The organism is Mesorhizobium sp. M0968 (assembly GCF_040319065.1).
Lineage (GTDB): Bacteria > Pseudomonadota > Alphaproteobacteria > Rhizobiales > Rhizobiaceae > Mesorhizobium.
Genome location: NZ_JAMYNL010000016.1, coordinates 42,453 through 58,250 on the forward strand (window position 1 = coordinate 42,453; position 15,798 = coordinate 58,250).

General features: G+C 62.7%; 16 protein-coding genes. 10 read left to right on the forward strand and 6 right to left on the reverse strand.

All coding sequences use genetic code 11. The annotated features are described in order from the left end of the window. Window positions 1–187 precede the first annotated feature (187 nt). The 7 genes from NKH67_RS23475 (at window position 188) to mgrA (ending at window position 7,644) form a co-directional block, all read left to right on the forward strand. A complete protein-coding gene (locus NKH67_RS23475) occupies window positions 188–1,426 on the forward strand; it encodes an ABC transporter substrate-binding protein (protein WP_352448364.1) in 1,239 nt (412 codons plus the stop codon). Window positions 1,427–1,533: 107 nt separating this feature from the next. Beyond that, a complete protein-coding gene (locus NKH67_RS23480) occupies window positions 1,534–2,427 on the forward strand; it encodes a carbohydrate ABC transporter permease (protein WP_352502626.1) in 894 nt (297 codons plus the stop codon). Beyond that, window positions 2,420–3,355: a carbohydrate ABC transporter permease gene (locus tag NKH67_RS23485; protein WP_352502627.1), complete on the forward strand. Its 936-nt coding sequence runs from the start codon at window positions 2,420–2,422 to the stop codon at window positions 3,353–3,355. Before NKH67_RS23480 ends, NKH67_RS23485 begins: the two co-directional genes overlap by 8 nt. A gap of 5 nt (window positions 3,356–3,360) precedes the next feature. After that, window positions 3,361–4,473: an ABC transporter ATP-binding protein gene (locus NKH67_RS23490; protein WP_352502628.1), complete on the forward strand. Its 1,113-nt coding sequence runs from the start codon at window positions 3,361–3,363 to the stop codon at window positions 4,471–4,473. 87 nt (window positions 4,474–4,560) lie between these two features. After that, window positions 4,561–5,307, forward strand: coding sequence for a sugar phosphate isomerase/epimerase family protein (locus NKH67_RS23495; protein WP_023675224.1), 747 nt, complete (start codon window positions 4,561–4,563; stop codon window positions 5,305–5,307). Between the two features lie 12 nt (window positions 5,308–5,319). Next, window positions 5,320–6,468 carry a Gfo/Idh/MocA family protein gene (locus tag NKH67_RS23500; protein WP_352502629.1) on the forward strand — a complete coding sequence of 383 codons (1,149 nt, stop codon included), beginning with the start codon at window positions 5,320–5,322 and terminating at the stop codon, window positions 6,466–6,468. A 129-nt stretch (window positions 6,469–6,597) separates the two neighbouring features. Continuing rightward, window positions 6,598–7,644, forward strand: coding sequence for an L-glyceraldehyde 3-phosphate reductase (gene mgrA / locus NKH67_RS23505; RefSeq protein ID WP_352502630.1), 1,047 nt, complete (start codon window positions 6,598–6,600; stop codon window positions 7,642–7,644). Between the two features lie 82 nt (window positions 7,645–7,726). Here mgrA and NKH67_RS23510 read toward each other — a convergent pair whose 3' ends face one another. Further along, on the reverse strand, window positions 7,727–8,023 hold the full coding sequence (locus NKH67_RS23510; RefSeq protein ID WP_352502631.1) for a DUF2934 domain-containing protein: 297 nt from the start codon (window positions 8,021–8,023) through the stop codon (window positions 7,727–7,729). Between the two features lie 180 nt (window positions 8,024–8,203). Here NKH67_RS23510 and NKH67_RS23515 point away from each other — a divergent pair, with 180 nt between their 5' ends. Next, the gene (locus NKH67_RS23515) at window positions 8,204–8,554 is read left to right on the forward strand and encodes a hypothetical protein (RefSeq protein ID WP_352502632.1); all 351 of its coding nucleotides are present in this window, start codon (window positions 8,204–8,206) and stop codon (window positions 8,552–8,554) included. Between the two features lie 91 nt (window positions 8,555–8,645). On the opposite strand, the gene NKH67_RS23520 is transcribed toward NKH67_RS23515, so the two are convergent. Next, window positions 8,646–9,734 (reverse strand): S1 family serine peptidase, encoded by a 1,089-nt coding sequence (locus NKH67_RS23520; protein ID WP_352502633.1) that lies wholly within the window; start codon window positions 9,732–9,734, stop codon window positions 8,646–8,648. 390 nt (window positions 9,735–10,124) lie between these two features. On the opposite strand from NKH67_RS23520, the gene NKH67_RS23525 reads away from it, so the two are divergent. Next, a complete protein-coding gene (locus NKH67_RS23525) occupies window positions 10,125–11,207 on the forward strand; it encodes a trypsin-like serine peptidase (RefSeq protein WP_352474872.1) in 1,083 nt (360 codons plus the stop codon). An 84-nt stretch (window positions 11,208–11,291) separates the two neighbouring features. On the opposite strand, the gene NKH67_RS23530 is transcribed toward NKH67_RS23525, so the two are convergent. The 3 genes from NKH67_RS23530 to NKH67_RS23540 form a co-directional block, all read right to left on the reverse strand. Beyond that, on the reverse strand, window positions 11,292–11,996 hold the full coding sequence (locus tag NKH67_RS23530; protein WP_352474871.1) for a DUF4760 domain-containing protein: 705 nt from the start codon (window positions 11,994–11,996) through the stop codon (window positions 11,292–11,294). Then, entirely contained in the window at window positions 11,993–12,373 is a 381-nt protein-coding gene (locus NKH67_RS23535; protein WP_352474870.1) for a hypothetical protein, read from the reverse strand. Before NKH67_RS23535 ends, NKH67_RS23530 begins: the two co-directional genes overlap by 4 nt. Window positions 12,374–12,475: 102 nt before the next feature. After that, window positions 12,476–14,677 carry a caspase family protein gene (locus NKH67_RS23540; protein WP_352502634.1) on the reverse strand — a complete coding sequence of 734 codons (2,202 nt, stop codon included), beginning with the start codon at window positions 14,675–14,677 and terminating at the stop codon, window positions 12,476–12,478. A gap of 211 nt (window positions 14,678–14,888) precedes the next feature. Here NKH67_RS23540 and NKH67_RS23545 point away from each other — a divergent pair, with 211 nt between their 5' ends. After that, window positions 14,889–15,293, forward strand: coding sequence for a Fur family transcriptional regulator (locus tag NKH67_RS23545; protein WP_023675234.1), 405 nt, complete (start codon window positions 14,889–14,891; stop codon window positions 15,291–15,293). A 162-nt stretch (window positions 15,294–15,455) separates the two neighbouring features. On the opposite strand, the gene NKH67_RS23550 is transcribed toward NKH67_RS23545, so the two are convergent. Further along, a complete protein-coding gene (locus NKH67_RS23550; protein WP_352502635.1) occupies window positions 15,456–15,641 on the reverse strand; it encodes a type II toxin-antitoxin system RelE/ParE family toxin in 186 nt (61 codons plus the stop codon). Window positions 15,642–15,798: the final 157 nt, after the last annotated feature.

The following is a 15,798-nucleotide window of genomic DNA, read 5'->3' on the forward strand; positions in this document are numbered from 1 at the left end:
TTTTTTGGCGTCGCAGCATTGCATTTTGCAGTGCAACCCCTCTTGTTGCGATGCGGTAGACCGACGAGCCGCGCGATTTTATTCGCGCTTCGAAAAAACTTGATGCCACCTTCGCCTGAGGGGTTGCGCGCCTCAAGCAATTGCCGTATCGAAAATCTGTAACGTTTCAGATTCTGGGAGGAACGAAATGCGATACCAACTCATGACTGCTGCGCTGGCTGCGACGGTCGCGCTGCAATTTGCCGGCCCGGCGGCCGCGACGGATCTGGAAGTCACCCATTGGTGGACCTCCGGCGGCGAGGCGGCAGCGGTCGCCGAACTCGCCAAGGCTTTCGACGCAACCGGCAATCACTGGGTTGACGGCGCCATCGCCGGCTCCGGCGGCACGGCGCGGCCGATCATGATCAGCCGCATCACCGGCGGCGACCCGATGGGCGCGACCCAGTTCAATCACGGCCGGCAGGCGGAAGAATTGGTGCAGGCCGGGCTGATGCGCGACCTTACCGATCTCGCCACCAAGGAAAAGTGGACGGAAATCGTGCAGCCGAAGAGCCTGCTCGACGGCTGTACCCTCGACGGCAAGATCTATTGCGTGCCCGTCAATATCCACTCCTGGCAGTGGCTGTGGCTGTCGAACGCGGCCTTCAAAAAGGCCGGCGTGCCGGTGCCGAAGAACTGGAATGAATATGTCGCTGCGGCGCCCGCGCTTGAAAAAGCAGGCATCCAGCCGCTCGCGGTCGGCGGCCAGCCCTGGCAGGCCTCCGGCGCTTTCGACGTGCTGCTTGCGGCGGTCGGCGGCACCGACGCCTTCCTCAAGGTCTACAAGGACAAGGACGCGGAATTCGCCGCCGGGCCCGAGGTCGCCAAGGTCTTCAAGGCCGCGGACGATGCCCGCAAGATGGCCAAGAACACCAATGTGCAGGACTGGAACCAGGCCACCAATCTGGTCATCACCGGCAAGGCGGGCGGCCAGATCATGGGTGACTGGGCGCAGGGCGAGTTCCAGGTTGCCGGTCAGGTCGCCGGCAAGGATTATACTTGCCTTCCGGGCCTCGGTCTCAACGAGATGATCGCCACCGGCGGCGACGCTTTCTACTTCCCGCTGCTGAAGGATCCCGAAAAATCGAAGGCACAGGAAGTGCTGGCCCACACGCTGCTCGATCCCAAGACGCAGGTCGCCTTCAATCTCAAGAAAGGTTCGCTGCCGGTACGCGGCGACGTCGACCTCAAGGCGGCGAACGACTGCATGAAGAAGGGGCTCGAAATTCTCGCCAAGGGCAATGTCATGCCCTGGACCGACCAGCTGCTTTCGCAGGATACCCAGAAGCAGAAGGAGGATCTTTTCTCCGAGTTCTTCGCCAAGCAGGACATGACTGTGGAAGATGCGCAGAAGCGCTTCGCCGCCATTGTCGGTTCGGCCGATTGAGCGATCGACCGACCGCCTCACTCCCGCCCCTGCAAACGCAGGGTCGGGAGCTCGGGTCAAGGCCTCTTGACCCTCCGGCCCTTACCCGATCCAAAGCGGCTGTGCAGATGAGCAAGAGCGAACGCCCTAGCCAACTCTTTCGCAACCTCAATGCGAAGATCGCCTCGATCCCAATGATCCTCACAGCGCTGGTGATCTTTGTCGGCGGCAGCGCGTGGACGGTGCTTTATTCCTTCACCAGTTCGAAGCTCCTGCCACGGCTAAATTTCGTCGGGCTCGACCAGTACTACCGGCTGTGGTCGGTGCCGCGCTGGCTGGTCTCGATCGAGAACCTGCTGATCTACGGCGTGCTGTCGCTGCTGTTCTCGCTGGTGATCGGCTTCCTGCTTGCCGCCCTGCTCGACCAGAAGATCCGGTTCGAGGACACGTTCCGGACCATTTTCCTCTATCCCTTCGCCCTCTCCTTCATCGTCACCGGCCTCGTCTGGCAGTGGTTGCTCAACCCCGAGTTCGGTGTCCAGGCAGTGGTGCGCAGCCTCGGCTGGACGAGCTTCAGCTTCAATCCGCTCTATGATTCCAGCATCGTCATCTACGGCATATTGATCGCCGCTCTCTGGCAGGGCACCGGGCTCATCATGTGCCTGATGCTGGCCGGCCTGCGCGGGATCGACGAGGATATCTGGAAGGCAGCGCGGGTCGACGGGATACCGACCTGGAAGACCTATCTGTTCATCATCATACCGATGATGCGGCCGGTCTTCATCACCACGCTCGTCATCATCGCTGCCGGTATCGTCAAGATCTATGACCTGGTTGTCGCCCAGACCAGCGGCGGGCCCGGCATCGCCTCCGAAGTCCCGGCCAAATATGTCTATGACTACATGTTCTTCGCCCAGAACCTCGGTCAGGGGTTCGCCGCCTCGACGATGATGCTGCTGTCGGTGATCATCGTCATCGTGCCGTGGGCCTATCTCGAGTTTGGAGGCAAGAAGCGTGTCTGACCAAGCCGTTTCATTGCCCGCCATTGTCGGCGCCGGCGGGCTCGAAGCCTACGGGCCGAGCGGGCCGAAGCCGCGCCACACATTCTCGCGCCGCAACATCTTCCTCTACGGCACGCTGATCGTGGTTGCGCTCTACTATCTTTTGCCGCTCTACGTGATGGTGGTGACATCGCTCAAAGGCATGCCCGAGATACGCCTCGGCAACATCTTCTCGCCGCCGATGGAGATCACCTTCGAGCCATGGGTCAAGGCCTGGTCGAGCGCCTGCACCGGGCTCAACTGCGACGGGCTGTCGCGTGGCTTCTGGAATTCGGTGCGCATCACGATCCCGTCGGTGATCCTGTCGATCGCGCTCGCCTCGGTGAACGGCTATGCGCTTGCCAACTGGCGCTTCAAAGGTGCCGACACCTTCTTCATCATCCTGATCGTCGGCGCCTTCATCCCCTATCAGGTGATGATCTATCCGATCGTCATCATCCTGCGCGAAGTCGGCCTCTACGGCAGCCTCAGCGGCCTGGTGATCGTCCATTCCATCTTCGGCATGCCGATCCTCACACTGTTGTTCCGCAACTACTTTACCTCCATGCCGGAGGAGCTGTTCCGGGCAGCGCGTGTCGACGGCGCCGGCTTCTGGGGCATTTATTTCCGCATCATGCTGCCGATGTCGCTGCCGATCTTCGTCGTCGCCATCATCCTGCAGGTGACCGGCATCTGGAACGACTTCCTGTTCGGCGTCGTCTACACCCGCCCCGACACCTATCCGATGACGGTGCAGCTCAACAACATCGTCAACTCGGTGCAAGGCGTGAAGGAATACAACGTCAACATGGCAGCCACCATCCTGACCGGCCTGGTGCCGCTGATCGTCTATTTCCTGTCCGGAAAATTGTTTGTGCGCGGCATCGCCGCCGGCGCGGTGAAAGGATGATGGCGATGAACGCAAACGGCAGCATTGCGGCAAACGGCACCAGCGTCTCGATCCAGAACCTGTCGCTGAATTTCGGTGCGATATCGGTGCTGCAGACGCTCAACCTCGATGTTGCCGAAGGCGAATTCATCGTGCTGCTCGGCCCGTCCGGCTGCGGCAAGTCGACCTTGCTCAACTGTATTGCCGGGCTGCTCGACGTTTCCGAAGGCCGCATCTTCATCAAGGGCAAGAACGTCACCTGGGAAGAGCCCAAGGATCGCGGCATCGGCATGGTGTTCCAGTCCTACGCGCTCTATCCGCAGATGACGGTGGAGAAGAACCTGTCGTTCGGGCTGCGCGTTGCCGGCCTCGCCAAGGACGAGATCGCCAAGCGCATCGCCCGGGCCGCCGAGATCCTGCAGATCGAACCGCTTTTGCATCGTAAGCCGGCGGCGCTGTCCGGCGGCCAGCGCCAGCGCGTGGCGATCGGGCGCGCACTTGTGCGTGACGTCGATGTCTTTCTGTTCGACGAACCGCTCTCCAATCTCGACGCTAAGCTGCGCGCGGAATTGCGCGTCGAAATCAAGCTGCTGCATCGCAAGCTCGAGAACACCATGATCTACGTCACCCACGACCAGATCGAGGCGATGACGCTGGCCGACCGTATCGCGGTGATGAAGGGCGGCGTCATCCAGCAGCTCGATGCGCCGCAGACCATCTATAACCGGCCGGTCAACCGGTTTGTCGCCGGCTTCCTCGGCTCGCCGGCAATGAACTTCCTCGACGGCAGACTGGAGCAACCGGCAGGCGACTGGCACTTCGTCGCCGAGGATGTGCGGATACCGCTTGCCACCTATGCTTTCGAGAAGGACCCGGTGCCAGGGCCGGCCGTGTTCGGCATCCGCCCCGAGCACGTGGCGTTCAACAGCGGCACGGGATGGCCGTTCGCAGCCACGGCAAATGTCGAGGTCGTCGAGCCTATGGGTTCCGACACGCTGGTCTGGCTGAAGCTCGCCGGCCAGAATTTCACGGTGCGGGTGACGGCCGAGCGCACGCCAAACAACGCCGAGGCGGTCGGCATCGGTTTTGACCCGATGCGCGCCTCGCTTTTCGACGCCGCCACAGGTAACCGCCTCTAGAGCATGATTTAGCCTCCCAAGACTCTTCTACTCCCGCAAGACTCATCCCCCCAAAACTAACCATCCACAAGAAAACGGACAGAGACGATGAACTGGTCATTCCAACTTTACAGCGCCCGCAATTTCCAGCCCTGGGAGGGCGTGCTCAAGATGCTGGGGGAGCTTGGTTACAGCCAAGTCGAAGGGTTCGGCGGCGTCTATGACGATCCCAAGGCGTTCCGTGCCGAGCTCGACAAAAACGGGCTCGCCATGCCGACCGGGCATTTCTCGATCGACGCGCTCGAGAAGGATTTCGACGGCGTGCGCAGGACGGCCGACGCGCTCGGCATCACGCTGCTCATCTGCCCGTTCCTGAACGCCGAGTTCAGGCCGGCCGACACAGCCGGCTGGCGCGGTTTCGGCGAACGCCTGGCCAAGGTCGGCGAGACGGCCAGGAAAGCCGGCTATGGCTTTGCCTGGCACAACCATGATTTCGAGTTCAAGGCGCTTGCCGACGGTTCGGTGCCGCAGGACCATATCCTGTCCTCCGCGCCCGACATCGGCTGGGAGATGGACGTCGCCTGGGTGGTGCGCGGCGGCGTCGATCCGCTGCCCTGGATCGAGAAGCACGGCAAGCGCATCGTCGCCGTCCATGTCAAGGACTTGGCCAAGCCGGGCGAGGGCCTCGACGAGGACGGCTGGTCGGATGTCGGCCACGGCACCATCGACTGGCCCGGCCTGATCAAGGCGCTGCGCGCCAAAAGCGCCGCAAAATACTACGTCATGGAACAGGACAATCCCAATGATATCGAGCGCTTCGCCCGCCGCTCGATCGCAGCCGCCAAGACCTATTAGGAGCACACCAGCATGGCAACAAAACTTGGCATCGGCGTCATCGGCTGCGGCAACATCTCGAAGGCGTATTTCTCGCTGGCACCGCTGTTTCGCGGCATCGAGATGCGCGCCTGCGCCGACATCAACATGGAAGCGGCGAAAGCGCGGGCAAAAGAGTTCAAGCTGCGCGCCGAGACCGTCGAGGGGCTGCTCAAGGCCGACGATATCGACATCATCGTCAACCTGACCATTCCGGCGGTGCATTACGAGGTTTCGAAGCAGATCCTCGACGCCGGCAAGCACGTCTATTCGGAGAAGCCCTTCGTGCTGTCGGTCAAGGAAGGGCTCGACCTGAAAAAACGGGCGGAAAGCAAGGGGCTGCGCATCGGTTCGGCGCCCGACACCTTCCTCGGCGGCGCGCACCAGCTTGTCCGCGACCTGATCGACACCGGCAGGCTCGGCAGGATCACCAGCGGCACCTGTCATGTGATGAGCCATGGCATGGAGCACTGGCACCCCAATCCGGACTTCTTCTTCCAGCCGGGCGCCGGGCCGGTGCTCGACATCGGACCCTATTACATCACCAACCTGATCCAGCTGATCGGGCCGGTGAAGCGGGTTGCGGCTTTTGCTTCGATCCCGATGACGGAACGCATCATCAGCTCGAAGCCGCGCGCCGGCGAAAAGATCCCGGTCTCCACGCCAACGACGATCCACGGCGTGCTGGAATTCGAGAACGGCGCCGTGGTGACGCTCAACACCAGCTGGGATGTCTGGAGCCACGGCCACGCGCCCATGGAGCTCTATGGCGAGGCGGGCACGGTGTTCGTGCCGGATCCGAATTTCTTCGGCGGCGACGTGCGTTTCACCGAGGCCGCCAAGCTGGCGAAGAAGCTGCCGAAATGGCCGCATCCGTTCGGCGTGCCCAACGAGATGCACTCGCAAGGCATGATGGCCAACTATCGCACCGCCGGTTTGGCCGACATGGCGATCGCGATCAGGGAAGGTCGGCCGCACCGCTGCTCGATGGAACTGGCGCTGCATGCCGTCGACGTCATGACCGGCCTGTTGCGTTCGGGCGAGACCGGAAAGTTCGTCGCCATGCAGACCAGCTGCGAGCGGCCCGCGGCACTCGGCGTCAAGGCGGCGAAGGAGCTGCTGGCGAAGCAGAAAACCAAGTAGGCGGCGCGCCTCCCAAGCACCGCAAAAAGCCTCTCCCCGTTTGCGCGAGGAGAGGCTAAGGGTGGCAAGCTCGACTGCCCCACTGTCGCGGCGGCAGCCGTCGGGCTCGTTTCGATTTGAGGATTTCCCATGCCGTATGTCCCCGCCGAAAACCGCTATGACAAGATGGTCTACAATCGCTGCGGGCGGTCCGGCCTGAAGCTGCCGGCGATCTCGCTTGGGCTGTGGCACAATTTCGGCGACGACACGTCGCATAGAACCAAGCAGGCGATCACGCGCAGGGCGTTCGATCTCGGCATCACGCATTTCGACCTCGCCAACAATTACGGCCCGCCGCCCGGCTCGGCGGAGCGGGCGTTCGGCGAGATCCTGCGGACGGACTTTGCCGGTTATCGCGACGAGCTGATCATTTCGACCAAGGCCGGCTACGAAATGTGGGCAGGGCCTTATGGCGAGTGGGGCGGCCGCAAATATGTGCTGGCCAGCCTCGACCAGAGCCTGAAGCGGATGGGGCTCGACTATGTCGACATCTTCTATTCCCACCGCTTCGACCCCGACACCCCGCTGGAGGAAACGATGGGCGCGCTCGATCACGCGGTGCGCTCGGGCAAGGCGCTCTATGCCGGCATTTCCTCGTATAATTCGCAGCGCACCCGCGAGGCCGCCGACATATTGAAGCAGCTCGGCACGCCTTGCGTGATCCATCAGCCGAGCTATTCGATGCTCAACCGCTGGGTCGAGGATGATGGCCTGCTCGATACGCTGGAGGGGCTCGGTGTCGGCTCGATCGTGTTCTCGCCGCTGGCGCAAGGCATGCTGACCGACAAATATCTCGGCGGCATCCCCGACGGCAGCCGCGCCAGCCAGGGCAAGTCGCTGCGCCCGGCATTCATCAACGACAAGTCGATCACCAATATCGAGGCGCTGAACGTCATCGCCCGTCGCCGCGGCCAGACGCTGGCGCAGATGGCGCTGGCCTGGGTGCTGCGCCGGGGCAGGGTGACGTCGGCGCTGATCGGCGCCAGCCGGCCGGAACAGGTCGAGGATTGCGTCGGCGCGCTGAAGGCGCTCGACTTCAGCGATGCCGAGCTCGCCGAGATCGACACCTTTGCCCGCGAGTCGGACATCAATCTCTGGGCGGCATCGGCCGAGCGCAAGGGGCCGCCGAGGAAGTAGGCGACGACGGTCTGCGGTCCGGTTTCATCGAAAAGACGCGGCAGCGCGAACTGGTAGCTGTCTTCGACACGGTGGCCAGCGGCTAACTTTCGGCTGCCTTGAGGTTCCGCGCGGCTTGCTCGAGCGTCGCCCTGTCGTTGCCCAGCCTGTCGATCAGCTCTTGCGCCTGATCACCGGTTATCCCGGTGCGCATCGCCAGTGCCTCGACCGTCAGAACGTCGGAGCTGGCGATCGTTCCCGCCGGACCGTCCGCGTCGTCGAGGCCAAGCTCTTGCTTCGCCTGCTGCCAATGACGCTCATGCGCGCCATCCGGGCGGCCCTCGCGCATCCAGATTTCATAGGCTCGCTGCCGAATCTTTTCATGCCGGTCATTGTCCATGACGGTTCCTCCCTTGTGGCGTTTTCACCAACGCGGGGAGCGCCGGAACGATCCTATGTTCAAGCCGATTTTGCAGGCAGAGCCGCGCTTCCAACGAACAAACACCGGACAGAATCGTTTTGCGGAGGAACCTGCACAGCGGGCACGCCGTTGATCCTCACCTGAGCAAAGGAGATTACCATGGCCGACGAACCAAACGAATCCGCAGCACCCAAGATGACTCAACGCGAAGCTCAGGAAGCCCTGGAGAAGCAGGTCGCGCAGCTGAGGCGCGAGATCAGCAAGATCAATCGGACCTTGGCCGAACGCGCGGAAGAGGCGATCGAAGACGCCGGCGGCTGGTATGACAACGCTGCCGAGCGCGCCTCTCGGACAGCACAAGCCCTGCGCAACAGGGCGCAGACGGTGTCGGGGGTGGTCCAGGAGAATCCCGGCACAATATCGTCGGCATTCATCCTCGGAGCGGCCGTAGGAGCGCTACTCGGCCTCACCCTGGCCGCCACAGATCAGCGCCGCGATCGCTGGTTCTAGTCCCGACCCCAGGTTTTTGGGACAGAACCGGGTTTTGGGACAGAAACAGAGGGATTGCTCCCGCTGTTCATTGGTTCAGCAATGACACCGGTCAGGGCGTGGCGGGCTTCTGCGCCGTGCCGAGGGCTTTGGGCGCTGCGGGCGCCGCCGTCTTCATCTTCTCCTCGATCCAGCCGGTGTAATTGGCCAGCCGCGTGTAGATGCCGTAGGCGTTCTTGTGGCCGCAGGCGGTACCGCCGTCGGCCGGACCTTCGCCCCAGCTGACGACGCCGACCTGCACCGGACCATCGGCGCCGGTCACGAACAGCGGTCCGCCGCTGTCGCCATTGCAGGCGTCGCGCTCGCCGCTGGCCGTGCCAGCGCAGATCATGTTGCCGGTCAGCGGATCGGCCATATCGGCCGCAATCGCGTTGGCGGCCGCCTCGATGCCCCTTTCCGAATAACGCATGCGGCGGGCGAGTTCGCCGAGCGCTGCCTTCAAATCATGCGCATAAATCGCCTTGATGCCGCTGTTGCAGGTTGCGTTCGGCTGGAGGTCCAGGTCGGCGACCATCAGTGCGGTGGGAAACGTTCCGTCCTGCATCTTGCCCCAGCCGGTGACCGTCGTCTTGCCGGCGTCTGGTGTCGGCTCACGGGCAATTTTGATGGTCGGGGCATCGGCCGGCGCGGCCAGCCGGATCAAGCCGAGATCGTTGTCCAGCGTCTGCTCGCTGTAGCCCTCGTTGACGATGATCTCCACCGCCTTGTAGCGCTTGCCCTCGCTCAGATCGGTGGCGCCGGTGAGCACGGTGACCACATCAGGCGAAATCGGCTCGCCGTCGTCATTGAGGCAGTGCGCCGCCGTCAGCACCCATTGCGGCGCGATCAGGCTGCCGCCGCAGAACTGCGCATTCGCCTGCGAGGCCGGGCTTTTGTCCAGTTTGCCGGTGGTCAGCAATGCCACCTGGAACGGGTAAGCGCCCTTCTCGGCCTCTTTGCCGCCGTAGACGCGATCGGCGCCGTCGGGGTTCTCCGCCCTGGCCTTGGCCCTGGCCTCGGCCAGGCGTTTCATCGGCGAGATCGCCGCCTCCGGCCGAGCGGCCGCGTCCGTGGCATGAACGGATTTGACGGCCGGCAAGGCCGCCGCGATGCCGAGCAGCGCGGCGGCGGCAATCGGTCTGAACCTATGGATGATCTTCACCTCGAACCCCCTGAGACGATGTTCCCGACAGGTCAGTCGCCGACGCATGGTCCACTGAAATGGAACCGGCCGGTGAGATCATGCTCCACGGCGAAGCACGATCCGTCACAAAGCCGAGCACCATTTCTGCTAGTCGTGCTGTCGAGCCAACCCGCCCAAAATCCTATAGCCCCCCACGGGCTATGTGGAAGCAATTTGTCGTTGCCAATGTTGGATTATTTTAGGCAGTATACCGTTGCAGGCATTTTTGGCGGGGACCTAAACTGGCTGCACTGAATAATGGCCCGGTAAAGGCACCGGTAACCAATTTCATTTTTTTGCGCCACCACGATCTCGACAATATTTCTGTATCTTGATCCAGTCCTTGCTGACTTTTGGGAGAGTCTCACCATGACAAAACTGACACATAGCATTATTGCGTCCGCGTTGCTTTCCACCGCAATGTGGGCGGTTCCTGCCTTGGCTGCCGATCCAGGTTCCGCCAATGCCGGCAACGGCGAAAGCATGCGGGATGTAACATCGGGCGATTACAAGCCCGGCCGGGCGAAACCAATCGCCCCGCCGAAACTGACCGACGACGAGGCCAACCGCGCCGCGCCGCTCACCGACGAAGCAACGGCCGTCAAATCCTATGGCATCGTCGGCCGCTCCGCCGATGGCAAGGACATCAAGATTGACCCGAACGAGACGCTGAAGGACCTTGTCATCAAGGACATGAACGCGCCCGCCGACGGGCAGAAGTCCGACAATTCCGGACTGAGCGGAGGCGAAGAGGCTGGCCGTCAGGTGTTCGGCACGGACGACCGCGAGCAGATCAAGAATACCAAAACCTACCCATTCACCGCGATCGGCTATCTCGAAGGCAAATCGAAGAGCGGCAGCTATGGCAGCTGCTCGGCGACGCTGATCGGCCCGCGCACGGTGCTCACCGCGGCGCACTGCCTCTACAGCCACGAGGACAAGGCCTGGCTCGACGATATCCTGTTCGTGCCGGCTCTCAACGGCAAGACTGCCGACGACGCGCCGTTCGGCGCCTTCACCTATGAAAGCGCTTATGTCATCCAGGGCTTCATCGACAATTACCAGGGCTTTTACGGCTCGGTCGTGCCGTGGGATCTCGGCATCGTCACCCTGAAGCAGGATGTCGGCACCAACCTCGGCTGGCTCGGCTATGCCAATTATGACGACCTCGGCGATTTCACCGCCAACATCATCGGCTATCCCGGCGACAAGCCGATGGGCACGATGTGGAAGGCGACCTGCGAAGTGCACGCCGAAAACATCGCCACCGAGTATTTCCAGTACGACTGCGACACCTATCCCGGGTCGAGCGGCAGCTCGGTCTATGCCTATGACAATGGCTCCAAGCAGCGCGTCATCACCGGCGTGAACGTGGCCGAGAGCCCGGATGCCAATACCGCCGTGCGTCTGAACGCCATCAACGTCCAGTGGATCAACAGCCTGTACAAATAGGCCTGCAGAGTTTCCGCCGCGATCGTCGCGGAAAACCGGCCGGCGGCGGAGCATTTCCGTCGCCGGCTTTCGCATTTTCGGGAATTATCTGGACTGGGCCGAGGATGGCGCCTGGCGGACATAGTTCTCGATCGGCTGGGCGAAAGTCGGTGAACCGGCCTTGCGCTCCTTGTCGATATAGCCGGCAAAATAGCTCCAGAACGAAGCGGCATAGTCGCGGAAATAGGAGTCGGCGACGTCGCGCGAGCACAGCCTGCCTTCGACGCAGAAGGAAAGGCGGTTGAGGAAATAGACGATGCGGTCGAAATTGTCGCTGAAGTCGGCAAGCGGCATGTCGCCGCCGGTAGCGCTCATCGCTTCGATGCCGATGCGCTGTCTGAACACCTGTTCCTCGGTCGGCGTCGGATTGGCACTGAGCAGATTGCCGTATTTGGCGTTGAGCGCCGCCAGGCGTTGCTTGAGGGCCTGTTGCGCCTGCTGGTAATCCTTGCTTTCCCAGAGCTCGACCAGCGACATCGTCTGCTCGACGCGCTTCTGCTCCTGGTTCGCCAGGAACTGGTAGACCGAAAAGATCAAGGTGAAGATGATCGCCAGGCGCACCAGCAATCCGGACCAGGCATAGACGAGCATGCGCCAGTCGCGATCGGTGAATGGGTTCGCCTCCTTCTTGACCTCGTGATTGCTCACCCACGGCAGGCCTTCGACGGTTTCCGGCAGCGACACCGGCTTCTTTTGCGGTACCGGCGCCATCACTGCCTGCTGCGTTGCGTTGCCCCCCGCTTTTGTCATCCGCAGCTGTCCAGTTCTATGGTGGCGGACGGGTCGAGCACGATGCCCGGCGTCTCCAGCTTCTTCTTCAGGCAATCCAGCTGCGTGCGCGAAACGATGAACTGCACGTCAGGCTCCACCTGCGCCTTGCCCGGCGACGGCAACGGCTCGACCACGCCGCGCGAGGCGCAGCTGCTGAGATCGACGACAACGGCGGTGTTGCCGGTTTTGGCGATCCGGTCGTACTGGTCGAGAAAGCAGCTCGCCAGTTCGGAGTTGATGACGACCTCCTTGGCGCAGAGGCCGCAAGCCTCGTCCGCCGAAGCATTGGCGGCCAGCAACAGCCCGGCGACAAGGCCGGCGGTTGTTGCGCGCCACGAAAATACGATCCTGTTCACGAACGCCCTCACCCGTTCCGTTCGGCCGCCGACAGCGGTGGTCGAAGAATGTTCATTATCAGCCGATTAGGCAAGAGGCCCGGCCGGGCACCTGACCGCGCCTCAGGCGCGCGGCACCGTCTCCATCGGAAAAATCATCACGGCGCCCTTCGACCCCTTGTCGTCGGTCAGCCGCATGGCCGACCGCGTCGCCGGCGCGATGCCGATATCGGCCAGCATGTCGGCGAAGCTTGGCTGTCCCAGTCCCCGCGTTACCGAGACAACCCCCTCTTGCGCCAGGAAGCTCAGATCCTGCTTCTCGCTCTGCGGCGGCGCCTCGGTCAAGACGGCGATCATCCGCTCCATGCCGAAGCTGGTGTCGGTGAATTTGAACAGGCCTTCCTCGAGCACGGCGCCTTCGGTCAGGCGCTCGGCAAGAAAATGCTGGATGGAATAGTCGGAGCCGACGTAGAGCACGTTGATGTCGACCAGGTTGGTCGAACCGTTCCTGGCCAGTACGTGGACCTGATCGTCGGGCGAAACACGCGGCACCGTCGACGCTTCGATCGGCTGCAGCGTGTCGCTGTCAAAACGCTTGATCCGGAACTCGACGCTGACCTCTTCCGGCCGATAATCGGAGGCGGCGGCCAGCCTCGACAGGCCGATGGCGCGGAAGATTTTTGTCAGATTCCCTGCGGCGGCCTCGATCAACTTTTCGCGGCCGTCCGGATGAATGACGATCGACGGCGGCTTGCTGCCGCCCTTGGGCGTCATGTCGCCCGAAGCCGGCAGGAACCACAGCGCCGGCGCGTCGATGGCATCTTCTGCGGCGCCGGCAATGGCGTTCTCGCGCAGCACTGCGAGACGCAGATCTGCGCTCTTGCCCGGCTCGACCAGCGCGATGTGGAACCCTGAGCTCTTCCTGGCCGCCAGTTCGTCGAGAACCGAGTTCGCCAGCGCGGCCTCTTTCTCGAGGCCTTTGGCCGCTGCCGGCCGCGCGACCACGAGCTTGTAGTCGACGGCGAGCTCGGCCAGCCGTGCATAGGCATTGGCGGGGATATCGGCCAGCTTGAGCGCCGGCTTGCCGCCGAACTCGACCGGCTTGACCCGGCTTTCCAGGTTTTTCGCCGACTGAACCTGGAGATAGCCAAGCGCCTCGGACAGCGGCGACAGCGCCGACGGCAATATTGCGAGCCTGCTGCCGGGGGTGAGGCGTTGCAGCAACCCGGCGCCGATCGTGGCTTTGTCGTTCTCGATGACGATCGGCCATTGCATGACCGCGTCTGTCTTGACGGTGCCGAAGACGCGTGCGTCGAGTTCCCCTTCGAACAGCGGCGTCGGCCGGGTGCGGCCGTCCGCCGAATATTGCTGCAGCACGGCCTGGCCGAGCTGGCGATAGGTGATGTTGGGGTTCTCGGCCAGTTTCGACAGGATGGTGAAGGTGAACAGGCCGAAACGCGGTGCATCGGCCGTGCCCTTGGGCAGCGGCATCTCGGGCGTCGTCTCCACCGTCTGCGCCGCGTAGAAGGCGACCAATTTGCCCTTGGTGGTCGGCTCGGCGCCGGTCGGCGTCAGCTTGAAGGCCGGCTTGCGCTGCCCGTCCTCGTCAAAGCCGCGCGGCGCGGCCGACGCAATCTCGTCATAGGCTCTCACCGCAGCCGCCCTGGCAGCGTCGTCGCCGCCGACCAGATCGGCGAACTCGACCTTGCGTTCCAGCTCGTCGTCGACCTCGGCGGCGCGCGTCGCAGTGCCGGAATGGCAGCAGTCGAACACGGCCCAGATAAAGGCGCCCTTGTCGCGGATAGCGTCGAGCGCGGTGCCGATCTCGTTGTCGACCAGCGCATTGGGCACGCCCTTTTCGCGGTTCACCCATTTGTCGATGTCGGACGGCAAGAAAATCTCGTCGAGGCCGTCCGTCTCGTCGCCCTTGTTCGCTGCCGGCTGCTGCGCGCCGTGACCGGACAAATGCAGGTAGACGAAATCGTCGCGCTGGACCTTGGCGGCAAGATCGGCCAACGCCGCCTTGATCGCCGCATGTGTCGGCGGTCCGTTGGCGCCTTCGACATCCTTGGCGAGCAGCGTGACGTTTTCGGCCAGGAATTTTACCGGCGCGGGCGTGTTCCCCAGGAGGTAATCGCGCACCAGGCCGGCATCGTTTTTCGGTCCGATCAGCCAGTTTTTCTTCGGCAGGTTCGGGTAATCGGTGCAGGCAACAAGCAGCGCATGGTAGGTGCGCGCCGCTGCGAATGCCCGAAACGGCACCAGGCCGGCAGCGGCCAGCGCGGACGTGCCGGCAAGCAGCGTCCGCCGCGTCACTTTGATCATGATTGCTTCCCCAAGCCCGATCGAATTTCCAAGCACGGCCAGCCTGGCCGAGGATTTTGTCAGTATTTTGAATATGGCGCCGCCGGCCAGCCGACCACCGGCTGCGAATAGAAACAGTAGCAAAAATGGCAGTTCGTCGCTATCTCAGTGGAAGAGGTCCGACTGGTTGCGAAATGGCAGCGATCGGCACGGAGCGGCTTGGAACAGGATCATGGCGGCAAGGGATGTACTGACGAAGAACCAGCTTTGCGTTCTCGAGAAGCTCGAGGCCGCCAGCGGCCCGCTCAGCGCCTATACGTTGCTCGACCAACTGCGCGAGCGCGGTTTTCGCGCGCCGCTGCAGGTCTACCGGGCGCTCGACACGCTGGTGAAATCCGGCTTCGTGCACAGGCTCGAAAGCCTCAATTCCTTCGTCGCCTGTGCCGAGCCGCACGACCACAGCCATTCGATGACGGCGTTTGCCATCTGCGACACCTGCGGCCAGGTGACCGAGTTCTCCGACCATGATGTCGGCCACCGGCTCGACGAATGGGTGCGCTCGACCGGCTTCGCCGCCAAGAAGGCGGTGATCGAGTTTCGTGGGACATGTGCGAAGTGTTTGGCCGAGGCGGCTTGAGGCCGGAGCAACGCGGCGAAGGCGGAGCAAGGTTTTCCGAGCCCTCGCCGGGTGTTCCCGGATCGGCTCAGTAGGGAAAGGGTCTCCTTGAGGTATGCCGGATGTGCAGGATCTCAATTGCGTCGGCACGGGCACGATAGAAGACCTTATAAGGGTAGCGGCCTATGAAGAGGACGCGAACGCCAGGGATGTCGGTCGCGTGACCGCTTTCGGGAAATCGGCAAGTCGCGAAATCCCAGCGTGGATCCGAGAAATGACTGAAAGGGCGCCCTGAGGCGCCCGCTCTTCGAGGTAGTTGAAAATCGCCTCGCGTTCGGCAAAGGCTTGCCGCGTAAATCGGACCTTCATAGCCTGCGGCGGGTGTCGGCCGCGCGAACGGTATCCTCATCTACGAAAGTGCCGTGATCGGCCTCTGCTAGGCCCGCTGTGACCGCGCTGCGCTCTGATTCCGACATCGCATACACGCCAGTCCGCCGCGCCTCGATGACGCGGGCGTAATCAGCAA